Origin of the sequence: Tenacibaculum sp. 190130A14a (assembly GCF_964048965.1) — a bacterium.
Taxonomy (GTDB): domain Bacteria; phylum Bacteroidota; class Bacteroidia; order Flavobacteriales; family Flavobacteriaceae; genus Polaribacter; species Polaribacter polynesiense.
In genome coordinates this window covers 2,656,620-2,677,513 of record NZ_OZ040189.1, presented here as the reverse complement: position 1 = coordinate 2,677,513, position 20,894 = coordinate 2,656,620, and the positions used below count along the sequence as shown (strand labels likewise).

Genomic DNA, 20,894 nt, shown 5'->3' with positions numbered 1-20,894 from the left:
CGTTGAAAAAGCTAGATTGGTACATATTAAAACGTTATTTAACAACCTTTTTGTTTACGCTGTTAATTTTAATACCTATTGCGGTAGCTATTGATATTGCAGAAAAAATAGATAAGTTTCTTAGACATGAGAACTTAACATTTATTGAGGTTGTTAATGACTATTATATCAATTTTATTATTTATTATGCCAATACTTTCATGCCTTTGGCTTTGTTCATTTCTGTGATATTATTCACATCTAAACTGGCTAACAATTCTGAAATTGTAGCTATAAATAGTTCACAAATATCATTTACACGATTTTTATATCCTTATTTAGTAGGAGCAACCATTGTAGCAAGTGTCGCATTTGTTATGAATCATTTTGTAGTTCCCTCTAGTAGTAAGGTGAAAAAAGGATTTGAGAAAAAGTACTTGAAAAAGAAGAAATATTCAGATAAATCGGTAAAAAACTTTAGTTTACAAATAAATGATAGCACTTATGTTTTTGTTCAAAATTATGATTTGGAAAGGAACTCGGGATATAATTTTTCCACAGAAACCTATGATGGAATAAAACTGAAGTATAAGTTAACAGCAGACAATATAAATTGGAATAAAGAAGATAGTTTATATACATTATACTCTTGGAAAGAAAGAAAGATATTTAAAGAGCGAGATAGTATTTTTAGCGGTAATAGTTTAGATACTCTATTTGCTTTTACACCAAAAGATTTGAATTATAAATCCATTGTACCTCAAGAAATGGAATCTCCAGAATTGAGAAAATTTATAGAAATATCTCAAGAAAGAGGAGTAAAGAATTTAAATGCTTATTGGGTTGAATTGTATAAAAGAACCAGTTTACCTGTGGCTTGCTATATTTTAACATTAATTGCGGTAGTGCTTGCTCATAAGAAAAGAAGAGGAGGTATGGGAGTTAACTTAGCATTAGGAATTACCATAATGTTCATCTACGTATTCTTTTTGAAAGTAGCAGAAGTTTTAGGAGCTGTGGCAGGAGCTAATTCATTGTTAAACGTTTGGGTTCCTAATATGGTGTTTGGAACTTATGCTATTTACTTATATTTCAATGCAAGGAAGTAAACTTAAAAATTACCTACACTTACATTTAATTGTTTTTATCTGGGGCTTCACTGCAATTTTAGGAGCCTTGATTTCCATTGACGCCATACCTTTGGTTTGGTATAGAATGCTATTAGCAGTAATTTTTATAGCTTTTTACTTTATTTTTAAAAAGAAATCTTTCAAAGTAGATAAAAAAGGACTTGTAAATTTCGCTTTTACAGGGGTTGTAATAGCACTACACTGGATTACTTTTTTTAAAGCAATTAAGGTGTCTAATGTATCTGTAGCCTTAGTAACTATGAGTACAGGAGCTTTTTTTGCTTCTTTAATTGAGCCATTTTTTTTTAAAAGAAAGGTGAAGCCGATTGAAATTTTGTTAGGTTTACTGGTTATCGGTGGACTGTATATCATTTTTAATTTTGAGAGCCAATATACCTTAGGAATTATTTATGCTTTGATCTCTGCTTTTTTATCAGCATTATTTGCTGTGTTAAATGGATTATACGTAAAGAAATATGAGGCAGATGTTATTTCATTTTATCAATTATTATTTGGTGTACTTGGAGTAACTATTTACTTACTAGTAATAGGCGGTTTTTCTCTAGAATTTTTTCAATTACCAACTAGTGATTGGTTGTATTTATTTGTACTAAGTAGTATTTGTACGGCATATGCTTTTATAGCATCAGTTCATGTAATGAGGTACTTAACTCCATATACAGTAATGCTTACCATTAACTTAGAGCCTATATATGCAATTGTATTAGCTTTGATAATTTTTGGAGAAAAAGAACAAATGAATATAGAGTTTTACTACGGAGCAATTATCGTGTTATGCGTAGTTCTATTGAATGGTATATTAAAGAATACAAGTCGAATTAAAAAGAAAATAAAAGGCAAATAGAGTGTAAACTAAACGTTAAACTGTATAATATTTTTAGTATGTTTGCCTTTACAAACGACTAACTATTTTAAGAAATCAAACAAAACACAATGGAATATTTAGATTTTGAAATGCCAATAAAAGAATTAAAAGATCAATTGGCAAAATGTTTTGAAATAGGAGAAGAGAGTGATGTTGATGTTACTGAAACATGTAAAAAAATAGAAGATAAATTAGCGAAAGCTAAAAAAGATATCTATAAAAACTTAACACCATGGCAACGTGTACAATTATCACGTCATCCAAATCGTCCATATACTTTAGATTATATCAAAGCTTTATGTGGAGATACTTTTATGGAACTACATGGAGATCGTAGCGTAAAAGATGACAAGGCTATGATTGGTGGCTTAGGTAAAATAGGAGATCAATCTTTTATGTTTATAGGTCAGCAGAAAGGATACAACACTAAAACACGTCAATACCGTAATTTTGGTATGGCAAACCCTGAAGGATACCGTAAGGCATTACGTTTAATGCGTATGGCTGAGAAATTTGGAATTCCTGTAGTAACATTATTAGATACACCAGGTGCATATCCAGGTTTAGAGGCGGAAGAAAGAGGTCAAGGAGAAGCTATTGCTCGTAATATCTTTGAAATGACACGTTTAAAAACTCCAATAATTACAATAGTAATTGGAGAAGGAGCTTCAGGTGGTGCTTTAGGAATTGGTGTGGGTGATAGAGTTTATATGATGGAGAATACTTGGTATACAGTAATTTCACCAGAATCATGTTCTTCAATTTTATGGCGTAGCTGGGAATATAAAGAACTAGCAGCAGAAGCGTTAAAGTTAACGGCTGATGATATGAAGAAGTTGGCTTTAGTAGATGAAATTATAGAAGAACCATTAGGAGGAGCTCATTCAGATAGAGATGGAGCATTTACAGCAGTAAAAAATCAGATCTTAAAAGCATATGATGAATTAAAAGATTTATCAGAAGCAGATTTGGTAGAACAACGTATGGATAAATACGCAAACATGGGAGTCTACAAAGAGTAAGCTTTCTTTTCAAATAAACAATTAAAACTCGCTACAGTAATGTAACGAGTTTTTTTATGCTTACATTTATACTACTTCAACTTCATTATATTATGTACAATGGAAGATAAAGAAAAACCTCGATTGTCTAGATTAACTGCAATCATTACTCAATTGCAATCTAAAAGAATTGTGACTGCTACATATTTGGCTGAAAAACATGGGGTGAGTGTACGTACAATTTATAGAGATATTAGAGCTTTAGAGAAGTCTGGGATTCCAATTGTAACTGAAGAAGGAAAAGGATATTCTATAATGGAAGGCTATCATTTACCTCCAGTTTTGTTTACAGAAGAAGAAGCCAATGCTTTAATAACAGTAGAGCAATTAATACTTAAAAATAAAGACAAATCTTTTAGTGAGAATATTTCTAGTGTTATAGAGAAAGTAAAATCTATTCTAAGATATTCTCAAAAAGGAAACGTAGAATTATTAGCAGAGAGGGTTTATTTTGGAGGAAATAATAACTATACTAAAACAAGTGATAACTTAATGAAGATTCAATCTGCAATCATACATTTTGAAGTGGTAAGTATGAGATATAATTCTTCAAAAGGAGAGAAAACAGAAAGAGAGATTGAGCCATTTGCTGTATATAGTACCAATGGGAATTTTTTGTTAGTTGCATTTTGTAGATTAAGAAATGATTTTAGAAACTTTAGAATTGATTTTATTGAAAAATTTGTTCAAAAAGGAGAAAAATTTGAACCTCATAAAATGACCATTCAGCAATATTTTGATAACTATATTAAGGATCAAATGCACCCCTGACATACCGCTGTCATAGTAGCATTTTAATATTGCGGTATAATTAATTAAAAGCAATATAAAATGGAAATTGTAAAGACGATTATTTTATTATTATCAGGCTTAATGCTACTTTTTGTTGGACTAATGAGGTTAACAAATCCGATAAAAACTTATTTAAAGAGTTCAGGAATAAAATTGAGTAACAATGTTGATTTATTAAATGAAGTAAGAGGTGTAAGTGCTGTAATGTTTTGTGCAGGAATTATCATTTTATTGGGAATTCTTATTCCTAAAATGTCTTTAACTTCTTTTACTGTTGGAACCTTAATTTTTAGTGGTTTTGCTTTAGGAAGAGTGGTTAGTTTGTTAATAGATGGAAAACCTAATAAACAGATTATGCAAGGAATTATGTTTGAAATAGTTTTAGGAGGAGCTAATTTATTTGGAATATTTAGTGTCTTAGCATAAGAAGCTAGTTTAAGCTAAAATAAAAAAGCAACCATTTTTGGTTGCTTTTTTATTATGGTATATTTAAATATTTATGAGTTTGAAGTGAGATACGCCATTTAGGATGTTTCATAACATAATCAATAATCATTGGAGTCATTTTTTCTTTTTTACTCCATTCTGGTTGTAAGAAAAGATTACATTTATCTCCTACTTTAGCGGCTTGTTCTTCTGCAAATTGAAAATCACTTTTATTATGAATAATCATTTTCAATTCATCTGCCTCTTGATAAGCTCTTTCTAATGGTAACTTTGTTTTTTTGGGAGATAAACAAAACCAATCCCATTTTCCTGAAAAGTCATAAGCTCCAGAGGTTTCAATATGGGTTTTAATATTGTTGTTTTGTAACTGAGCAGTTATATAATTTAAATCCCACATTAAAGGTTCACCTCCTGTTATAACCACAGTTTCTGCATATTTTTTTGCATTTTCAACAATAATATCGGTATGTGTAGGAGGATGTAAATTAGCATCCCAACTTTCTTTCACATCGCACCAATGACAACCAACATCACAACCTCCAATTCGTATAAAATACGCCGCAGTACCTGTATGGGCGCCTTCACCTTGAATTGTATAAAACTCTTCCATTAATGGAAGCATTTCTCCTTTATTAATTAACTCTTGCGTCTTTAAATCCATCTGCTTTTACTGCTATTACATCTATTTCGATTTTAGCACCTACTAATAAATCGGCTGCAAAGGTAGTTCTTGCAGGCTTATTTTTAGGGAAATATTTACGAAAAATTGTATTAAAAGCTTTAAAATCGTTTACATCGGCTAAAATAACTGTGCATTTTACAACATGTTCAAGGTCAGATCCGTGATGTTCTAAGACTTCTTTAATGTTTTCTAAAGCTTGTACCGTTTGACCTTCAATTTCATCGCTTGCTAATTTTTTAGTGTTAGGGTTGATACCTACTTGACCTGCTAAATATAAGATGTTGCCAACTTCTACAGCATCCGAAAATGGAGCATTCTTTTTACGTTCTAATTTGGATTTGTGAAAAACTAATGAAGGTTTTTCAACAGTATTACACGATAAGAAACAAAGAAGAAAAATAAAGGAAATAAAAAGCTTAGTTTTCATAATATGTATGTTTTGAGTAGTTTGTCATTTCCACAGGAAGATATTTACGAGTAAATTTAAGAAATAAAATGTAGCGAGTTTTTGAAATGCTAATATTAATAGTATTTTTATCAAAAATTTCATTAGGAATGAGCAATACAGAAGCTTTTTTTAATCATATAACAGAAGGATATGCTTGTAAGGGTGATTTTATAACCTTAGGCGCAGGTATGTTAGGTGAAGATACAGTAACAAATGCATTGGTAAATGTGCCTCTTAAAACATTGAATCGTCATGGTTTAATTGCTGGAGCTACTGGTACTGGTAAAACAAAAACATTGCAGGTTATTGCTGAAAATTTATCAGAGAAAGGAGTTCCGGTATTGTTAATGGATATTAAAGGTGATTTAAGTGGATTGGCGCAAGCTAGTCCAGGACACCCAAAAATTGATGAGCGTCATGAGAAAATTGGAATCCCATTTGATGCTAAAAAATTCCCTATTGAAATTTTATCTATTTCAGAGCAAGACGGAGTTCGTTTAAGAGCAACAGTTTCTGAATTTGGACCAGTACTTTTGTCAAGAATTTTAGACTTAACAGAAACACAATCGGGTATTGTTGCTATTATTTTTAAATATTGCGATGATAATCAATTGCCGTTGTTAGATTTAAAGGATTTTAAAAAAATACTTCAATTCATAACTAACGAAGGTAAAGAAGAAATTCAAGCAGAATATGGAAGAATTTCAACTGCAAGTACAGGTGCAATTCTTCGTAAAATAGTTGAGATAGAGCAGCAAGGAGGTGATTTGTTTTTTGGAGAAAAATCATTTGACGTAGATGATTTAACACGTATTGATGAAAATGGGAGAGGGGTGATATCTGTTTTACGATTAACAGATATTCAAGACAAACCCAAACTGTTTTCAACCTTTATGTTACAATTGTTGGCAGAAGTATATGAAACATTCCCAGAGCAAGGAGATAGTGGAAGACCAGAACTTATAATTTTTATAGATGAAGCTCATTTAGTATTTGATGAAGCATCAAAGGCATTAATGAGTCAAATAGAAAGTATTGTTAAGTTAATTCGTTCAAAGGGAATTGGACTTTATTTCGTAACTCAAAATCCAAAAGATGTACCTGAAGATGTACTTGCTCAATTAGGATTAAAAGTACAGCATGCGTTAAGAGCTTTCACAGCGAAAGATAGAAAGGCTATTAAATTAGCAGCAGAAAACTATCCGGATTCAGAATATTATGATACAAAAGAGGTTTTAACCCAATTAGGAATTGGAGAAGCATTGGTTTCTGTTTTGAATGAAAAAGGAATTCCAACACCACTGGCAAGAACAATGTTGCGAGCGCCGATGAGTAGAATGGATGTGCTTACAGATAAAGAAATAAAAGAAGTACTAGATAATTCTAATTTAATTACCAAGTATAACAAAGAAGTTGATAGAGAAAGTGCATATGAGATTTTAACCGATAAAATTACTAGAATAAATAAAGAAAAATCAGAAGAAGAAGCACGTAAAGAAAAAGAAAAGACAAGTAGAAGGTCATCTTCAACAAGAAGTAGAAGTACTCGAATGAACCCAGTGGTAAAAGTATTAACCAGTGCAACGTTTATTAGAGCTGCTTTTGGAATATTGAAGAAGGTATTGAAATAATAGAAAACAAAAAACAACGTTATCTTTAAAAACTATAATTAATGAAAAACATAGTCAAAGTTTTAGTAGTAGCAGTAGGAATGATTACTTTTTATCAATGTAGCAATAGCAAGTTTGATATAGCTAAAGGTAAAGTAGGAGATTTAACTACAAAAACAACTATTAAACAATTAGATAGAATTTTTGAAAATGATTCTCTAGTCAAAATATTAAGTGAAGGCGCAAAAGGAGATAATTATTTTCAAGAAGATGATAAGTACCATGTATATGAAAAAGGAGGAAAACATTTATTAACCATAGTACCAAAAGAGCAATTAGATTCAACTTCTACAATTAGAAGTATTGAAATTTTTGACGATCGATATAAAACAAAGACAGGTTTAAATATTAGTTCTAATTTTCAAGAAATTAATAATAACAATAAGATTGATAAAGTAGAAACATCATTTACATCTGCAACACTTTTTATTGATGAATTAAATGCTACGATTGCTATTGATAAAGAAGAATTAGGATTAAAAGGATTCGGAAGTCAAAAAGTTAGTATTGAACAAATACCTGACTTGGCAAAGATTAAAACATTTACCATTTGGTTTAACTAATAAACAATATCCGAAATGAGAATTTCGGATTTTTTATTTAAAAAAGTATGAGTAAAAAATATACAATTCAAAAAACACCCTTTGTAGTTCCAACAACGGATGGGAAATTAATTGAAGAACATTTTGGAAATGCTACTAATCAAAACAGTAAAGTTAGTATAGCACATATGGTTGCACCAGCAGGATGGAGTGAACCATTTCAAACTCCAGAATTTGAGGAATATACTTATATTATAAAAGGAAAAAAACAATTCAATATTGATGGAGAAATAATTGTTTTAGAGTCTGGACAATCAATTAAAATAGAGAAAAATGTTCGTGTTCAATACTCTAATCCATTCGATGAACCATGTGAGTATATTGCTATTTGTTTACCTGCGTTTTCTATAGATTTGGTACATCGAGAAGCATAAATTTTTAAAATTGATACTTCTTATCAATAGCGTATTTTATTAATTCGTTACCACCACTTAGATTGAGTTTACGAATCATGTTTTTTCTATGGGTATCAACGGTAGTTTTAGCAATGAATAGTTCATCAGCAATTTCCTTCGAAGTTTTTCCATTTGCTATTAATTGTAAAATTTCCTTTTCTCTATTAGAAAGAGTAACTTTCTCAGACTTTCCAATAGTTACATTCTCTTGAATGTAGTCGTTCATAAAATTGAAAGCAACATTTGGATCGAAAAAGGTTTCTCCATTAGCTACTGTTACAATGGCTTTTGAAAGCATTTTTATACCAGAATTTTTTAGTAAATAACCAGAGGCTCCAACATCTAACATTTGCTTTATTGCTTCTGGTTGATCAAACATAGTCAGGGCCAATACCTTTATATGAGGAAACTGTTTTTTTATTTGTTTGGTGGCCTCTATACCATCCATTCTTGGCATACGAATATCTGTTATAACTAGTTTAGGTTGTTTTAAACTTACGAGTTTAACCAAATCTTCTCCGTTATTAACAGTTCCAATTATATCAATTTCTTCATCATATTCAAAAAAAGATTTTACACCATCAATGAGCATTTGATGGTCTTCAGCCATGGCTATTGTTATCATGTTTATGGGTAGTTTTTTGTTTGTTAGTTTTAAAGTTAGCTAATCGTTCTTTGAGTTGTAAAATACCTTCTACTTTTTGGGCAATTTCTTCAATGGTATTTTGAGTTTCATCAATTATAACGTCTAGTTCTGCATCTACTATTATTTGATGTTCATTCAATTCTGTATACACACCTTTTAGTTTGGCTTCTGCCAGTAGAAGTCGTTGTTTTATATTTTTTGTTCTGTTTATTTTTTTAGGAGAAACAATACCTAGTAGATATAAAAAGTAAAGTAAAAAAGTAATAAACACACAACTAATAATAATGAGAATTGCAAGAACAGCAACTGCAAAATCGTTGGTTCCAGTATCAAACTCCTCTCCAGCATCATTAAAATAAGCTTCCTTACAATGATTTTTTCCGTCGATAGGGTAGAAGGTAAAGTCGATTATATCTCTAAAGATGCGCCATTTTAAAGGAATTTTATTAGCAGGGTAATATTTTTCAGTATAATATCCTACTCGCGAAGAAATAGTATTATCTGGATTACCACCAGCAAGTACATTTCCGAGCTGATCAATAGCTACTAAAAAATTAACAAAGAAATTCATTTTATTAAGTTTGGAGTATTCCAAAGATACTAAAGAAAAATATTGGTATTGTACTTAGGTCTAGGTATTTACTATAGGTATATCCACTATAATAGAAGTTCCCTTACCTATAGTAGAATCTACTTCAAAAGTACCTTCTAAATACTGTATTCTTGTTTGAATAGAGTGGAGTCCCATTCCATTTTTTTGCTTTATTGAATGAATGTCAAATCCATTTCCATTATCTTCAATGATAATATTTAGATTTTGATCAAATTGAGAAATATTAATGGTTGCTTGAGTAGCATTGGCATGTTTGATAATGTTTGTTGTGAGTTCCTGTATGATTCTAAAAATGGAAATCTCAAGGCTATTCTCTAAACGTTTATCTAAACCAAAATCCAATACATCTATTTTTATTTTATTAGCAGCAGATATTTTCTCTGCCATAAGTTTTACCGCAATGAGTAAACCTTTATTGGCTATAACTCCGGCATTTTTTGCATGAGCTATACTTCTTACTTTTAAGTAAGTCTCATCAATAAGTTTTTCAGTTTTGTTATATAATTCTTCCTGATTAAAATGTTTCTTTTCTCTATTGAGTTTTAAATTTTCGAAATGAAGTTTTAATGTTGCTAATACACTACCAATATTATCATGTAAATCCTCTGCAATACGCACCCGTTCTTTTTCTTGACCATCAATCATTGCATTAATGGTGTTAATTTCTTGTTCTTTTAAAAGTGTAAGGTTTTTTTGTTTTACTAATTCTTTTTGTTGTTCTGCCAGTAAACGTTTTTTGCGGGAGTTTTTAAGGTTTAAATAGGCAATTATAGTACCTAAAAATATAATCGCTAAGGAGCCATATAAAAAGTTTTGGTTTTGTATTCGTTTGGCTTCACTAATTGCAATTTGTTCTTTTTGTTGAGCAATTGCTTTTTCCTTTTCTGCAGTTTTGTATTTGGCTTCTATGTCATTTAAATTTTTTAAAACGTCCAAAGTATGAATAGAATCTTTAAATTTCTCATATAGCTTCCTGTGAAAGATGGCTTTTTGATATTCTTTTTTATTAATATATATATTGAATAGATTCTCTTCGATAAACATCAAAAGCCTTATTCCTCCACTGTTTTGAGCGTATTTTTTTGAAATTTTATAATTTTTTACAGCATTATGAGTGTCTTTTCTTTTAATGTTTATAGAGGCTTTATTAAAATATAAACTTGCTAAACTATTAGGCGATAATTTATAGCTAAGAGCTTTATTAGTGAAATATAATGTGGAGTCATAATTTTTATAATGCTCAAGGTGAATAGCTGCTAGGTTTTGAAAAATAGTACCAGATATTTTATGGTTTAGTTGATAAGAAAGTCCTTCTCTGTAATAAAATGAGCTAGAGTCAATGTTAAAATAATTACTATTAGTATTACTATAGAATGTTCCTATGTTGTTTAAAGAGTATACTATGTTTTTAATGTCTGAAATTTTTTTATACGATTTAAGACGTTTTTTTAAATAATATATTTCTAAACTGTCTTTTTCCAGGTTAGAATATGCTCTTGATAAGAGTTTATAATTCATTGCAGTGAACTTGTCATAAATCTCATTGTTTTTTTGAAGTTTAGATAATGACTTTAGACTGTAAAAAATGACCGAATCATATCTTCTAGTATGAATTTGATGAATATGTGCTAAATAGTATGTTAATTTTGCTTTTTCTTTGGAGGTGAGTGCTTTGTATTTCTTTTTGGCATTTAGCAAAGTGTTATAAGCGGAATCCTTTTTTTTAAGCTTTAAATTAACCAAATATTCCTTAATGTAAATGTTGTTTCTAAAATTGAAATTAGATTTTTCATTTTTTAAATGTAGCTTAATCAGTTCAAGGCTAGATTGATAATTTTTTTTCTTTATTAAAGAATCTAAATTATTAAGAACATAGTTATCCTGAGCATTGCCTTTAAAAGGCAAAATACTCAGGATGATTATAAAAAATATTATAGATATAAAATTATTTGTTCTTTTTAATCTTTTTAGTGAATGCATTGAATAATGAAATTAGTCCGAAAAGAGATAGTAAACTTATTATTATTGCAAATAAGAAGTTAGGATCATCTTCTTCTTCATTGGTAGTAACAACCGTCCCAGATTTTTTAACGTCATTAAGTATTCTCGGTTTATTAAAACCACTTAATTTTATAGTTAAAACTCGTCCACTTTTATTTAAAAACTTTTCGAAGTTTTTTAAATCTCGATTAGAAAAACTTTTCTCACTTATAGTTAAAATTACTTTAGTTAAATGAGAGTCAATAGTATTAGGTTCTAATTTGAATGAATTTTTTATATTTAGAAAAAACTTCTTTCTTTCAAATATGGGAATAGTGGTTTTGTCTTCTATCTTTTCTGCAGAAATTTCTTTATCAATTATTTTTCCAGTTACATAAAAAGATACTTTTAAAACTCTCTCTTCTTTAACTAATGAAATTTTTAATGAATCAAGATGATTTAGAAGCTTTTTAGGAGTTACATTTTTGTAAAGAATGGTGTCAATTTCAATTTTTTCTTGCGCGTTTAGCGTTACATTAAAAAGGAATACAAAGAATAAAAATATACCTAAATAATTTGAAGATAGTTTCATGTTGGTTAATTTTAGATGTTTATACTTTTCCAAATTTCGGTTAAAAGCAATTGTTTATAGTTACCTACAACTAGGTATTTTAAACTACCTAAATATAGGTAAACAAATTATAAAGTAAAAACAGTCAGTAAAATACCTAATAAAATAGCAGTGAATTTTTGAAAATTGAATTTGTGATTTTCAGAACTTTCAAATAAGATAATCGTAGAGATGTGAAGAAAAATACCAATGGTCACCGCAATAATTTCAGAGTGGTATTCATGTAAAAACGATGCCTTTTCCGAAATATAGATACCTAAAGGGCTCATTAATGCGAAAAAACCTAAAAACAAAGCAATTGTTTTTTTGCTGTATTTCGCTTTAAGTAAAAAGGTGGTAAGTACAATAGCGATTGGAATTTTATGAATAAAAATGGCCCATAAAAGATTATGTTGGTGATCATCATGGTCATGAATAGGTAGTCCTTCAGTAAAAGCATGAATACTTAAACTAACAAAAAGTAGCCAAGGAAATTGATTTTTATCTGAATGAACGTGTACATGTCCATGTTCTGCTCCTTTTGAAAAGGATTCTAAAATAGATTGTATAAGAATTCCTAAAATGATAAGAATTCCTGTTTTTTTTGAATTTGAAGTTTCAATATATACTTCTGGTATCAAGTGTAGAATGGTTACAGATAATAAGTAAGCTCCACTAAAAGCCAATAGTAAGCGAACAAACTTTGTATTTGGCTTTAAATACAATACGATTAAAGCACCAATTAATACAGATATAATTAGAATCAAAGAACTCATTCAGCAACTAAAATTAAACGGTCAGAAGAAGCAGGATCGAAATCATTTAAAGCATAGTCTCCAAAGATGTTTTTAACTTGGAGTCCAACAACATCAAAATATCCTTTCATTTTGTCAAGGGTTAAAAATTTGACCTGCTCTGTAAAAGCATATGTTTTCTCATCTGCAGTAAATTTGATATGCTTTAAAATAAAACCATTTTTAATTTCACGATTGATATGAAAATCTATTCTATCTACCGTTTTAGTTTCTTCTTTTACCAAGTTTGCTTTTACTTTTTCAACATTTAAAAAGTCTAAAACAAATACACCATTTTCCTTTAGCCCGTTTTTAATGCTTTTTAAAATGGTAATATCCTCGTTATCATCTTCAAAATACCCAAAACTTGTAAATAAGTTAAAAACAGCATCGTATTTGTTTTCAAGAGGAGTACGCATATCCCAAACTTCAAATTGTAAGCTGTCATTTTCGAATTGTTTTGCATGTAAAATGCTATTTTCACTTAAATCACCTCCTGTAACCTGATACCCCAAGGAATTAAGATAAACGGAATGTCTTCCTTTACCACAAGGTAAATCAGCAATATGACTGCTTTTAGGAAGTGCTAAAAATTGTGTGATATTGCGCATAAAGAATTGAGCATCAGCATCATTTCTATGCTTGTACAAAATATGATAATATGGTGTATTAAACCATTCGCTAAACCAATCTGTTGTTTTCATATGCTATAAGGTCTGCAAAAATACGTAAATCTTACATTTTGAAAAGACTCTGTGTTTACAATTATTTAAAACAGTACTTTTGCAATTCAATTTTATAAGTTCTATGGAGCAAGATTTTAAAATGACTGCCATTACAATGGCTGGTTTAGAAGGAGTATTAGCAGATGAATTAAGGCTATTAGGTGCAAGAGAAGTAAAAGAAGGAATTCGAAATGTTTCTTTTAGAGGAGATAAAGGTTTTATGTATAAAGCAAATATTGCTCTGCGTACTGCTATTCGTATTTTAAAACCAATTAAGCGTAGTAAGATTTTTGATGAAGAAGATTTATACGAAGCAATTCAACGTGTAAAATGGGAACGTTTTTTAGATGCCGATGGAACTTTTGCTATAGGAGCTGTAGTAAATTCAAGAAATTTCACCTCAAATTCTCATTACATTAGTTTAAAATCGAAAGATGCAATTGCCGATTATTTTCGTCATAAACATGGTAAAAGACCTAATGTAGATTTAAAATACCCAGATGTAAAGATTCATATTCATATTCATAAAGAATGGTTAACCATTTCTTTAGATTCTTCTGGAGAATCATTGCACAAAAGAGGATATAGAAGTGCTACAAACATTGCACCAATTAATGAAGTATTGGCAGCTGGATTGATTTTACTTTCTGGATATAAAGGAGAAGAGAACTTTATAGATCCAATGTGTGGTTCAGGTACAATTTTGATTGAAGCCGCTATGATAGCGAATAAAATACCAGCAAACATTAATCGTAAGCATTTTGCTTTTGAAAATTGGAATGATTACGACGAGGATTTATACTTTACTATTCAAGATTCGTTATTAAAGAAAATTAGAAGTTCTCATTTTAAAATAATGGGGTTTGATAAAGCTCCTTCTGCAGTGAGAAAGGCACAGCAAAATATTGTTAACGCAAATTTAGAAGAGTTTGTAGGGGTGCATCACGTGAACTTTTTCAATTCTAAAAAGGAAGTTTTTGGTAAGACCACCATTTTATTCAACCCACCATATGGAGAAAGATTAAATATTGATGTGGAAGAATTTTACAGAAAAATAGGAGATACACTTAAGCATAATTATTCAAATTCTACAGCTTGGTTAATAACATCAGATATTCAAGCATTAAAACATGTCGGTTTAAGAACTTCTAGAAGAATTCCTTTAAAAAATGCTGACTTAGATTGTCGTTTTGTTAAGTATGAATTGTACGAAGGGAGTAAGAAGCTTAAAAAACAACGGATAACGGAAGATTAAAATTTGACTTTGACATATAACATAAAAAGAGGAAGGCCAAAGCATATTGCTTTGGCCTTCTAAACTAATAAAACCAAGTATTAGTGTCATTAGAGTTAGCTAACTAATGAACTAATGTTTTTAGTAGAAACTATATTTTAATGTAGACTTACAACTCTTGTTATTTTCCAGTGTTTATCTTCTTTTTTCCAGAGAACAATAAATTTGCTTGGTATTGATTTTTGATTGGGTTCTCTATTATTGAAAAATTTATGATATCCAATTTGAACAGCTCCGTAATCAGGTATTGGATATACTTCAACACTTCCTTCAACTAAAGTTCGCGTTACTTTATTACATATGTTTTGTTCGATAGCATCTAAAAGCTCTTTTTTTGAAGTAATTACCCCACCTTTATCATGATAAAACTCTAAGTTGTCATGGTATAAAGAAGCTTGTGTTTTCATGTCACATTGGTTGTACGCCGTGAAATAAATACTATCCATTTTTATTATCTCTTTATATAGTTTGTTGTCAGTTGGTTGGTATTTAGGAATTTCATTTACTTGTCCATTCATTACCCAAGAAAGAAGAAGTGCGTATAAGAAACCTAAAATTTTAAAGAAAAAGTTGCCTTTAAAAAAGAAATCAAATAATTCGTTCATAGTTTTTCAGTTTTCGATTACCAGGTTTTAAAGGCAAGGTTCCCTTCTTCATTATACAATCTTCTAAATCCTTTAGGAAGATCTTTTACAATGTTATTAGAGATATTTATGATACCTTCATATCCATCATTACAATTTATTTCTAATCGTAATCTCTTGATTTTGTCTTCAGCATCATATAGGGCATTTGTAACGTCAATATCAATATTCTTTTTGTACTTAAACCAATCAATCAATTTTTCAAGCTCTTTTTTGGTTGTACTACTGTTAATAATGAATTCAGCTTTAATGTCATTTATTGTACTGTCAAACATAAAACTAACTTCGTTATCATTATTACTGTCATTATCATCTTCATTAGTTGATTCTTCAGGTGAATCTGAATCACAGTCAGTACATTCCAATCCTTTAGAAGTCATTTTAAAGTGATGGTTGGCCATATCTCTATCATAAATTCCTTCAGTATTGTCAACTCCGTATAAGAAGTTTCTTGATGAACCTTCAAAGTAAAGGGAAGTACCTTCCGGAATAAAAATAGTAGCTTTTACTTCTTCTTCTTTCCATAAGTTTTGAATTTCACTTAAATAGAAAGCATCAAATACAATAGTATTGTTAGCAGATTTAAAGTTGTATACTATTTTTTTTGCATTGTCACCTGCTTTACTACGCCTTCTCCCTTCTGAAGTCTTTTTTATTTCGATATAAGCATTTCCAGTTTCACTTTTGGCTACATCAATCTTAACATTGTTAGAATATTTAGTTTCTTTATCATTTATGTTTACATCAATGCTATTTCCTCTTCTTCTTAAATTATGTAAATAATAAATGTTATCGTCGTTTACGACTCTAATCTTTAAAGGCTCTTCTTGATTGTATGTAATACTATGTTTACTTACATTGCTTCCATCATACGCTCTAGAGGTACCATATTCTACTGCTGAGAAACCTAACCCTAATACAGCTACAAACCAAACACCTAATAAGGTTAATGTGGTAGGTGTTCCAATCTTTTTTAAGTTAGGAGATAATATCCTTAAACCTAAAATGAAAAGTGCTACAAAAGGAATTCCTACAACCAAAAATATAAAGGTGGTTAATAACCATTTTGGTAAGGCAGAATCATAGAAAAATGGTGGATAATGAACTAAATCACCATCAAAGTTTAATACCTCCAAGCTACCAGCAAAAAACAATCCAAATAACAATGAAATCAACGTTATTCCAGCAATAAAAATTAAAAGTACGCCCATGAATTTACCAAACACCTTAAACACGGTTAGTAAAATTTTTCCTAAAGTATCTGCAAAATCTTGCGCGCCAGATTTAGTTTGGTTACGTAATTTTTGGTAATCGGCATTAGAGATTTTATCAGTTAATTCATGGGCGCCTTCCTTTACCTTTGAAGAAAGGTTGTCAAATTCGTTTCTAATTTTTTTTTCTATGTTGTCAATATTAACAGCTTCACCTTCCATTTGGAGTTTATCGGAAGTTGTTTTTGCTTCTGGGAGTAATACCCATAAAATGATATATCCAATTACTCCAAACCCAAATCCGGCTAAGGTTAATAACAAGAATGCTAAACGGATCCAAATAACATCAACATTGAAATAGTGACCTAATCCAGAAGCAACACCTGCTAAAAATTTATCTTCTCCATCTCTAAAAAGTTTCTTAGATGATTGATTTCTTCTGTTGTAATAAGAACCTGATTCAGTTGCATATTCTTCGTCTTCTGTATAATCTTCAGGTTGCCCCATAATAGCAATTACCTCATCAATGTCTCCTTCATTTATAACCTGACGAGCATCTGTAATTCTTTCAGATAAAAGTTCACTAATTCTCGTTTCAATATCGGCTATAATTTCTTCTTTGCCTTGAGGATCATCGCTAAGAGAACGCGAAATTGCATCTAGGTAGCGTTTTAATTTTTGATAAGCGATCTCATCTATATGGAAGAAGAACCCGCCTAAATTTATATTTATTGTCTTATTCATTTTTAGTTGATTTTGTACTTGTTACTTGGTTTACTGCTGATACTAAATTATTCCAGGTTTTGTCTAATTCTTTTAAAAACAATTGACCATTTTCTGTCAATACGTAATATTTACGTGGCGGTCCTGAGGTTGATTCTTCCCATCTATAGGTTAATAATCCTGCGTTTTTTAATCGAGTTAATAACGGATATATGGTACCTTCAACCACAATCATCTCTGCGCTTTTTAGGTTAGAAAGAATCTCAGAAGTATATGCATCTCCATTTTGTAATATTGATAAGATGCAATATTCTAATACTCCCTTACGCATTTGCGCTTTTGTGTTTTCTATCTTCATTGAGAGTGGTTTATATTATTACTTTATAAATTTTATAGTAAAAGGATACTTGTAATGTTCTCCTTTGTTTGCTTTCATTGCGGCAATGATAATTAAGGCTATTTTTATTAAGGTTACTACACTTACTAAAGAAGCGACTCCTATAAATCCAAAAAGGCCTCCATATCCATGACGACCGCCAAAATCAATATCGATCCCATTAAAAATGTCAAAGATGTTTCCGAATATAAATGAGAAAAAAGAAGCACTCAAAATCAAAATGTAAATTCCAAAACTTATATTGAAATTTACAGCTTCTTTACCATGATCATCTAAAAACAAACTTCTAGTTTTTAATGTTTGCCATAATATTAACGGTGTTATAATACTCCCTAAAGGAAATAAATAGCCGGCAAAGGCTGATATATGTATCAAAAAAGCATTGGTGTTTTCGTTATTGTGTTGCATAATAATATGGATTGTATAATACTTTACATTGCAAATATATATCTTTTAAAAGGTATTATGCAATACATAGTACTAAAATTTAACATTTTTTAACATATAGACTCATTTGAATTGTTTGGATAAAAAGCTGTACATTGCCTGTAAATACTGATAAAATGAAATTTACACCTAGAAAAATTAACTTTTTTACATTTTTTAAATTACCATCAGCATATATCTGCGGAATTAGAGTAAAGTCTATTTCTCAAGAGAATTCTTTAGTAACGGTAAAGCATAAATGGATCAATCAAAACCCGTTTAAATCCATGTTTTGGGCAGTTCAGGGTATGGCTGCGGAACTTTCGACAGGGATTTTGGTTATGCAAGCAATTGATGTATCGGGAAGAAAAGTATCTATGTTAGTTACAAATATGAATGCAACTTTTACAAAGAAGGCAACAGGTAGGATACGTTTTGAATGTAATGATGGTGATATAATAAAAAATGCGATTCAAAAGTCAGTTGAAACCGGAGAAGGACAAACAGTTATAGTAACTTCTGAAGGAATCAATGAGGATGAGATATCTGTTTCTAAATTTGAATTCGAGTGGAGTTTAAAAGTGAAATCGTAACAAAAGACAAAGATGAAAGTCTAATCTATAAAAACTAATATTATGAATGCACACGAAATTGATTATCGCATTTTTGGCGAAGAAATGCAATACGTAGAAATAGAGTTAGATCCACAAGAGGGAGTAGTAGCGGAATCGGGAAGTTTTATGATGATGGAATCTGATGTAGAAATGAATACCATTTTTGGAGACGGTTCTAATCAAGAAAAAGGAATTCTAGGAAAGATATTTTCAGCTGGTAAACGTTTATTAACTGGCGAAAACTTGTTTATGACGGTATTTACAAATGTAGGGCATGGAAAAAAGCAAGTATCTTTTGCTTCTCCATATCCAGGGAAAATTGTACCAATTGATTTAAGCGAATTTGGAGGGAAATTTATTTGTCAGAAGGATGCTTTTTTATGTGCGGCAAAAGGAGTATCAATTGGAATTGAATTTTCGAGAAGGTTAGGAAGAGGATTGTTTGGCGGAGAAGGTTTTATCATGCAAAAAATGGAAGGTGATGGTATGGGCTTTATTCATGCCGGAGGAACCATGTCTAAAAAAGTATTGCAAGCAGGTGAGGTTTTGAAAGTAGATACGGGTTGTATTGTTGGTTTTACAAAAGACATAGATTATGATATAGAGTTTGTAAAAGGAATTAAAAACACAATTTTTGGAGGTGAAGGTTTGTTTTTTGCTAGATTAGAAGGACCTGGAACCGTTTTTATTCAATCTTTACCGTTTAGTAGATTAGCTGGAAGAGTATTGGCTATGGCTCCTCAAACAGGAAAAGGAGATAGAGGAGAAGGGAGTATTTTGGGAGGAATTGGAGATATACTAGATGGAGATAATAGATTTTAAATAATAAGAGAAATTAGAATAATAAAATAAAAAGCGAGTTCAATTTGAACTCGCTTTTTTATATAAATAGGTTAAAAACAATTTCTATTCTTTTAACTGGAAGTTAATAGGTATGTAATACTCTACATTAGCTGTTTGACCATCGTGATTACCAGGAATGAATTTAGGTAATGTAGAAACCATTCTTTCAGCTTCTTTCTCTAATAATCTACCGTTTTTAGGTCCTTTAGATTTAATGTCTACAACATTACCAGTTTTGTCTATGATAAATCTTACCCAAACTTTTCCTTGAATATTTTGCTGAGCAGCAGCTTCAGGATAGTTAAAGTTTCTTTGGACATGACTAATCATTCTATCATTGAAACATTTAAGTTTTTGCATGTCAGATGCTTTTGAACAAGCTTTGAATTGTGGAATTCTTTGAACTTCAGCAAACTTAACAAAATTCGTGATAGTATTTTTCTTAGGTGCTCTTACTACTGCTTTTCTTACAGGAGCTTTAGCTGCTGTTTTTGTAGCAGATCTCTTACCAGTATTTGTTCTAGTTACTCCTTCTGGTAACTGGAATGTAATTGGTACACCATATTTAACTTTTACTGCCTTTCCATTATGCTTACCTGGAGTAAACTTTGGAAGTCTAGTAATAATTCTTTTAGCCTCTTTTTCTAAGATTTCTCCATTTTGAGGTCCTCTTAAAAGTATATCTTCTACCTCACCAGTTGGAGTAATTGTAAATTGTACAAGAACTCTTCCGCCGATACCTTTATTAATAGCCGATTCAGGATATTTAAAGTTACTAATAACATGTTTAGACATTTGATCACTGAAACATTTAGCTTGCTTAATTAAAGGTACATTATTACACTTTGGAAATAATGGAATTTCTTCTACAAGGTTAAATGGTACTTTTTCTAGTGTAGAAGAATTATCTTCTAACTCTAATTTACCAACAAGTAATGTGTTTTTTTTGATATCTGCAATTTTATTATTGCTAGACATCCCGATAGAGTTAACTGCTTCTTTATTTTTTCTTACAACTCTTTTACGCGTTGAGACTTCAATAGATAACGTTTTTTTAGAACCGTCAGTATCATCTACTGCACATTTTGTTATACTATTAGGGTCGGCAATTGATTCATCTGGAGTAGTACAATGCTCCTGCTGAGCAGCTGCTATCATCGTGAAGAACATAGCTGCAATTACTAAGGGGTTTTTAACCATAATTGTGCCTATTTAAGGGGTTAATATTTAATGTTTTAAATAGAATAGGTTGTAAATATATGGTAAAAAATAAAAAACCACA

The 20,894-nt window shown here is 30.4% G+C and carries 24 protein-coding genes; 11 read left to right on the top strand and 13 right to left on the bottom strand.

Annotation, left to right across the window (positions count from 1 at the left end; genetic code table 11):
• Positions 1–2: 2 nt before the first annotated feature.
• The 5 genes from ABNT22_RS12635 to ABNT22_RS12615 all read left to right on the top strand — a co-directional run bounded on the left by ABNT22_RS12635 (position 3) and on the right by ABNT22_RS12615 (position 4,274).
• Positions 3–1,088 carry an LptF/LptG family permease gene (locus ABNT22_RS12635; protein ID WP_348718321.1) on the top strand — a complete coding sequence of 362 codons (1,086 nt, stop codon included), beginning with the start codon at positions 3–5 and terminating at the stop codon, positions 1,086–1,088.
• Positions 1,075–1,974 carry a DMT family transporter gene (locus ABNT22_RS12630; protein WP_348718322.1) on the top strand — a complete coding sequence of 300 codons (900 nt, stop codon included), beginning with the start codon at positions 1,075–1,077 and terminating at the stop codon, positions 1,972–1,974. Before ABNT22_RS12635 ends, ABNT22_RS12630 begins: the two co-directional genes overlap by 14 nt.
• 89 nt (positions 1,975–2,063) lie before the next feature.
• Positions 2,064–3,017, top strand: a complete 954-nt coding sequence (locus ABNT22_RS12625) for an acetyl-CoA carboxylase carboxyltransferase subunit alpha (protein ID WP_348718323.1) — start codon at positions 2,064–2,066, stop codon at positions 3,015–3,017.
• A 99-nt stretch (positions 3,018–3,116) separates the two neighbouring features.
• Entirely contained in the window at positions 3,117–3,827 is a 711-nt protein-coding gene (locus ABNT22_RS12620; protein ID WP_348718324.1) for a YafY family protein, read from the top strand.
• Between the two features lie 60 nt (positions 3,828–3,887).
• On the top strand, positions 3,888–4,274 hold the full coding sequence (locus ABNT22_RS12615) for a DUF4345 family protein (protein WP_348718325.1): 387 nt from the start codon (positions 3,888–3,890) through the stop codon (positions 4,272–4,274).
• A 52-nt stretch (positions 4,275–4,326) separates the two neighbouring features.
• On the opposite strand, the gene ABNT22_RS12610 is transcribed toward ABNT22_RS12615, so the two are convergent.
• Both ABNT22_RS12610 and ABNT22_RS12605 read right to left on the bottom strand, forming a co-directional pair.
• Positions 4,327–4,956: a 7-carboxy-7-deazaguanine synthase QueE gene (locus ABNT22_RS12610; RefSeq protein ID WP_348718327.1), complete on the bottom strand. Its 630-nt coding sequence runs from the start codon at positions 4,954–4,956 to the stop codon at positions 4,327–4,329.
• Positions 4,928–5,404, bottom strand: a complete 477-nt coding sequence (locus ABNT22_RS12605) for a RidA family protein (RefSeq protein ID WP_348718328.1) — start codon at positions 5,402–5,404, stop codon at positions 4,928–4,930. The genes ABNT22_RS12610 and ABNT22_RS12605 overlap by 29 nt, the downstream gene beginning before the upstream one ends.
• Positions 5,405–5,532: 128 nt before the next feature.
• Here ABNT22_RS12605 and ABNT22_RS12600 point away from each other — a divergent pair, with 128 nt between their 5' ends.
• From ABNT22_RS12600 to ABNT22_RS12590, 3 genes are read left to right on the top strand one after another with little or no spacing between them, the layout of a single operon-like run.
• A complete protein-coding gene (locus tag ABNT22_RS12600; protein ID WP_348718329.1) occupies positions 5,533–7,056 on the top strand; it encodes a helicase HerA-like domain-containing protein in 1,524 nt (507 codons plus the stop codon).
• A 41-nt stretch (positions 7,057–7,097) separates the two neighbouring features.
• On the top strand, positions 7,098–7,658 hold the full coding sequence (locus ABNT22_RS12595; RefSeq protein ID WP_348718330.1) for a hypothetical protein: 561 nt from the start codon (positions 7,098–7,100) through the stop codon (positions 7,656–7,658).
• Between the two features lie 47 nt (positions 7,659–7,705).
• Positions 7,706–8,071, top strand: a complete 366-nt coding sequence (locus ABNT22_RS12590; protein WP_348718331.1) for a cupin domain-containing protein — start codon at positions 7,706–7,708, stop codon at positions 8,069–8,071.
• Positions 8,072–8,075: 4 nt separating this feature from the next.
• Here the strand turns inward: ABNT22_RS12590 and ABNT22_RS12585 are convergent, their stop codons facing one another.
• The 6 genes from ABNT22_RS12585 to ABNT22_RS12560 all read right to left on the bottom strand — a co-directional run bounded on the left by ABNT22_RS12585 (position 8,076) and on the right by ABNT22_RS12560 (position 13,439).
• Positions 8,076–8,717, bottom strand: a complete 642-nt coding sequence (locus tag ABNT22_RS12585; RefSeq protein WP_348718332.1) for a response regulator transcription factor — start codon at positions 8,715–8,717, stop codon at positions 8,076–8,078.
• Positions 8,695–9,309, bottom strand: coding sequence for a hypothetical protein (locus ABNT22_RS12580; protein WP_348718333.1), 615 nt, complete (start codon positions 9,307–9,309; stop codon positions 8,695–8,697). The genes ABNT22_RS12585 and ABNT22_RS12580 overlap by 23 nt, the downstream gene beginning before the upstream one ends.
• A 60-nt stretch (positions 9,310–9,369) precedes the next feature.
• Positions 9,370–11,331 (bottom strand): sensor histidine kinase, encoded by a 1,962-nt coding sequence (locus ABNT22_RS12575; protein WP_348727104.1) that lies wholly within the window; start codon positions 11,329–11,331, stop codon positions 9,370–9,372.
• Complete coding sequence (locus ABNT22_RS12570; RefSeq protein WP_348718336.1) at positions 11,297–11,923, bottom strand: hypothetical protein; 627 nt, start codon at positions 11,921–11,923, stop codon at positions 11,297–11,299. The genes ABNT22_RS12575 and ABNT22_RS12570 overlap by 35 nt, the downstream gene beginning before the upstream one ends.
• A 107-nt stretch (positions 11,924–12,030) precedes the next feature.
• Positions 12,031–12,717, bottom strand: a complete 687-nt coding sequence (locus ABNT22_RS12565) for a ZIP family metal transporter (protein ID WP_348718338.1) — start codon at positions 12,715–12,717, stop codon at positions 12,031–12,033.
• Positions 12,714–13,439 carry a class I SAM-dependent methyltransferase gene (locus tag ABNT22_RS12560; protein ID WP_348718339.1) on the bottom strand — a complete coding sequence of 242 codons (726 nt, stop codon included), beginning with the start codon at positions 13,437–13,439 and terminating at the stop codon, positions 12,714–12,716. Before ABNT22_RS12560 ends, ABNT22_RS12565 begins: the two co-directional genes overlap by 4 nt.
• A 103-nt stretch (positions 13,440–13,542) precedes the next feature.
• Between ABNT22_RS12560 and ABNT22_RS12555 the strand changes: the two genes are divergently transcribed.
• The gene (locus tag ABNT22_RS12555; protein ID WP_348718604.1) at positions 13,543–14,715 is read left to right on the top strand and encodes a class I SAM-dependent RNA methyltransferase; all 1,173 of its coding nucleotides are present in this window, start codon (positions 13,543–13,545) and stop codon (positions 14,713–14,715) included.
• Between the two features lie 137 nt (positions 14,716–14,852).
• Here the strand turns inward: ABNT22_RS12555 and ABNT22_RS12550 are convergent, their stop codons facing one another.
• From ABNT22_RS12550 to ABNT22_RS12535, 4 genes are read right to left on the bottom strand one after another with little or no spacing between them, the layout of a single operon-like run.
• Positions 14,853–15,359, bottom strand: coding sequence for a nuclear transport factor 2 family protein (locus ABNT22_RS12550; protein WP_348718340.1), 507 nt, complete (start codon positions 15,357–15,359; stop codon positions 14,853–14,855).
• A 17-nt stretch (positions 15,360–15,376) separates the two neighbouring features.
• Positions 15,377–17,353, bottom strand: coding sequence for a PspC domain-containing protein (locus ABNT22_RS12545; RefSeq protein ID WP_348718341.1), 1,977 nt, complete (start codon positions 17,351–17,353; stop codon positions 15,377–15,379).
• A complete protein-coding gene (locus tag ABNT22_RS12540; protein ID WP_299108560.1) occupies positions 17,346–17,690 on the bottom strand; it encodes a PadR family transcriptional regulator in 345 nt (114 codons plus the stop codon). The genes ABNT22_RS12545 and ABNT22_RS12540 overlap by 8 nt, the downstream gene beginning before the upstream one ends.
• Before the next feature lie 18 nt (positions 17,691–17,708).
• Entirely contained in the window at positions 17,709–18,137 is a 429-nt protein-coding gene (locus ABNT22_RS12535; RefSeq protein WP_348718342.1) for a DUF4870 domain-containing protein, read from the bottom strand.
• Between the two features lie 155 nt (positions 18,138–18,292).
• Between ABNT22_RS12535 and ABNT22_RS12530 the strand changes: the two genes are divergently transcribed.
• Together ABNT22_RS12530 and ABNT22_RS12525 are read left to right on the top strand one after the other, a co-directional pair.
• Positions 18,293–18,748, top strand: a complete 456-nt coding sequence (locus tag ABNT22_RS12530; RefSeq protein WP_348718343.1) for a DUF4442 domain-containing protein — start codon at positions 18,293–18,295, stop codon at positions 18,746–18,748.
• 42 nt (positions 18,749–18,790) lie between these two features.
• Positions 18,791–19,591, top strand: coding sequence for a TIGR00266 family protein (locus tag ABNT22_RS12525; RefSeq protein WP_348718344.1), 801 nt, complete (start codon positions 18,791–18,793; stop codon positions 19,589–19,591).
• A gap of 84 nt (positions 19,592–19,675) precedes the next feature.
• Here ABNT22_RS12525 and ABNT22_RS12520 read toward each other — a convergent pair whose 3' ends face one another.
• The gene (locus ABNT22_RS12520) at positions 19,676–20,812 is read right to left on the bottom strand and encodes an energy transducer TonB (RefSeq protein WP_348718346.1); all 1,137 of its coding nucleotides are present in this window, start codon (positions 20,810–20,812) and stop codon (positions 19,676–19,678) included.
• Between the last annotated feature and the right edge of the window lie 82 nt (positions 20,813–20,894).

Bases quoted from the DNA above. Each gene is read 5' to 3' on its own strand.
- ABNT22_RS12630 (WP_348718322.1), top strand. From the start codon at position 1,075: ATGCAAGGAAGTAAACTTAAAAATTACCTACACTTACATTTAATTGTT.
- ABNT22_RS12625 (WP_348718323.1), top strand. From the start codon at position 2,064: ATGGAATATTTAGATTTTGAAATGCCAATAAAAGAATTAAAAGATCAA.
- ABNT22_RS12620 (WP_348718324.1), top strand. From the start codon at position 3,117: ATGGAAGATAAAGAAAAACCTCGATTGTCTAGATTAACTGCAATCATT.
- ABNT22_RS12615 (WP_348718325.1), top strand. From the start codon at position 3,888: ATGGAAATTGTAAAGACGATTATTTTATTATTATCAGGCTTAATGCTA.
- ABNT22_RS12610 (WP_348718327.1), bottom strand. From the start codon at position 4,956: ATGGATTTAAAGACGCAAGAGTTAATTAATAAAGGAGAAATGCTTCCA.
- ABNT22_RS12605 (WP_348718328.1), bottom strand. From the start codon at position 5,404: ATGAAAACTAAGCTTTTTATTTCCTTTATTTTTCTTCTTTGTTTCTTA.
- ABNT22_RS12600 (WP_348718329.1), top strand. From the start codon at position 5,533: ATGAGCAATACAGAAGCTTTTTTTAATCATATAACAGAAGGATATGCT.
- ABNT22_RS12595 (WP_348718330.1), top strand. From the start codon at position 7,098: ATGAAAAACATAGTCAAAGTTTTAGTAGTAGCAGTAGGAATGATTACT.
- ABNT22_RS12590 (WP_348718331.1), top strand. From the start codon at position 7,706: ATGAGTAAAAAATATACAATTCAAAAAACACCCTTTGTAGTTCCAACA.
- ABNT22_RS12585 (WP_348718332.1), bottom strand. From the start codon at position 8,717: ATGATAACAATAGCCATGGCTGAAGACCATCAAATGCTCATTGATGGT.
- ABNT22_RS12580 (WP_348718333.1), bottom strand. From the start codon at position 9,309: ATGAATTTCTTTGTTAATTTTTTAGTAGCTATTGATCAGCTCGGAAAT.
- ABNT22_RS12575 (WP_348727104.1), bottom strand. From the start codon at position 11,331: ATGCATTCACTAAAAAGATTAAAAAGAACAAATAATTTTATATCTATA.
- ABNT22_RS12570 (WP_348718336.1), bottom strand. From the start codon at position 11,923: ATGAAACTATCTTCAAATTATTTAGGTATATTTTTATTCTTTGTATTC.
- ABNT22_RS12565 (WP_348718338.1), bottom strand. From the start codon at position 12,717: ATGAGTTCTTTGATTCTAATTATATCTGTATTAATTGGTGCTTTAATC.
- ABNT22_RS12560 (WP_348718339.1), bottom strand. From the start codon at position 13,439: ATGAAAACAACAGATTGGTTTAGCGAATGGTTTAATACACCATATTAT.
- ABNT22_RS12555 (WP_348718604.1), top strand. From the start codon at position 13,543: ATGGAGCAAGATTTTAAAATGACTGCCATTACAATGGCTGGTTTAGAA.
- ABNT22_RS12550 (WP_348718340.1), bottom strand. From the start codon at position 15,359: ATGAACGAATTATTTGATTTCTTTTTTAAAGGCAACTTTTTCTTTAAA.
- ABNT22_RS12545 (WP_348718341.1), bottom strand. From the start codon at position 17,353: ATGAATAAGACAATAAATATAAATTTAGGCGGGTTCTTCTTCCATATA.
- ABNT22_RS12540 (WP_299108560.1), bottom strand. From the start codon at position 17,690: ATGAAGATAGAAAACACAAAAGCGCAAATGCGTAAGGGAGTATTAGAA.
- ABNT22_RS12535 (WP_348718342.1), bottom strand. From the start codon at position 18,137: ATGCAACACAATAACGAAAACACCAATGCTTTTTTGATACATATATCA.
- ABNT22_RS12530 (WP_348718343.1), top strand. From the start codon at position 18,293: ATGAAATTTACACCTAGAAAAATTAACTTTTTTACATTTTTTAAATTA.
- ABNT22_RS12525 (WP_348718344.1), top strand. From the start codon at position 18,791: ATGAATGCACACGAAATTGATTATCGCATTTTTGGCGAAGAAATGCAA.
- ABNT22_RS12520 (WP_348718346.1), bottom strand. From the start codon at position 20,812: ATGGTTAAAAACCCCTTAGTAATTGCAGCTATGTTCTTCACGATGATA.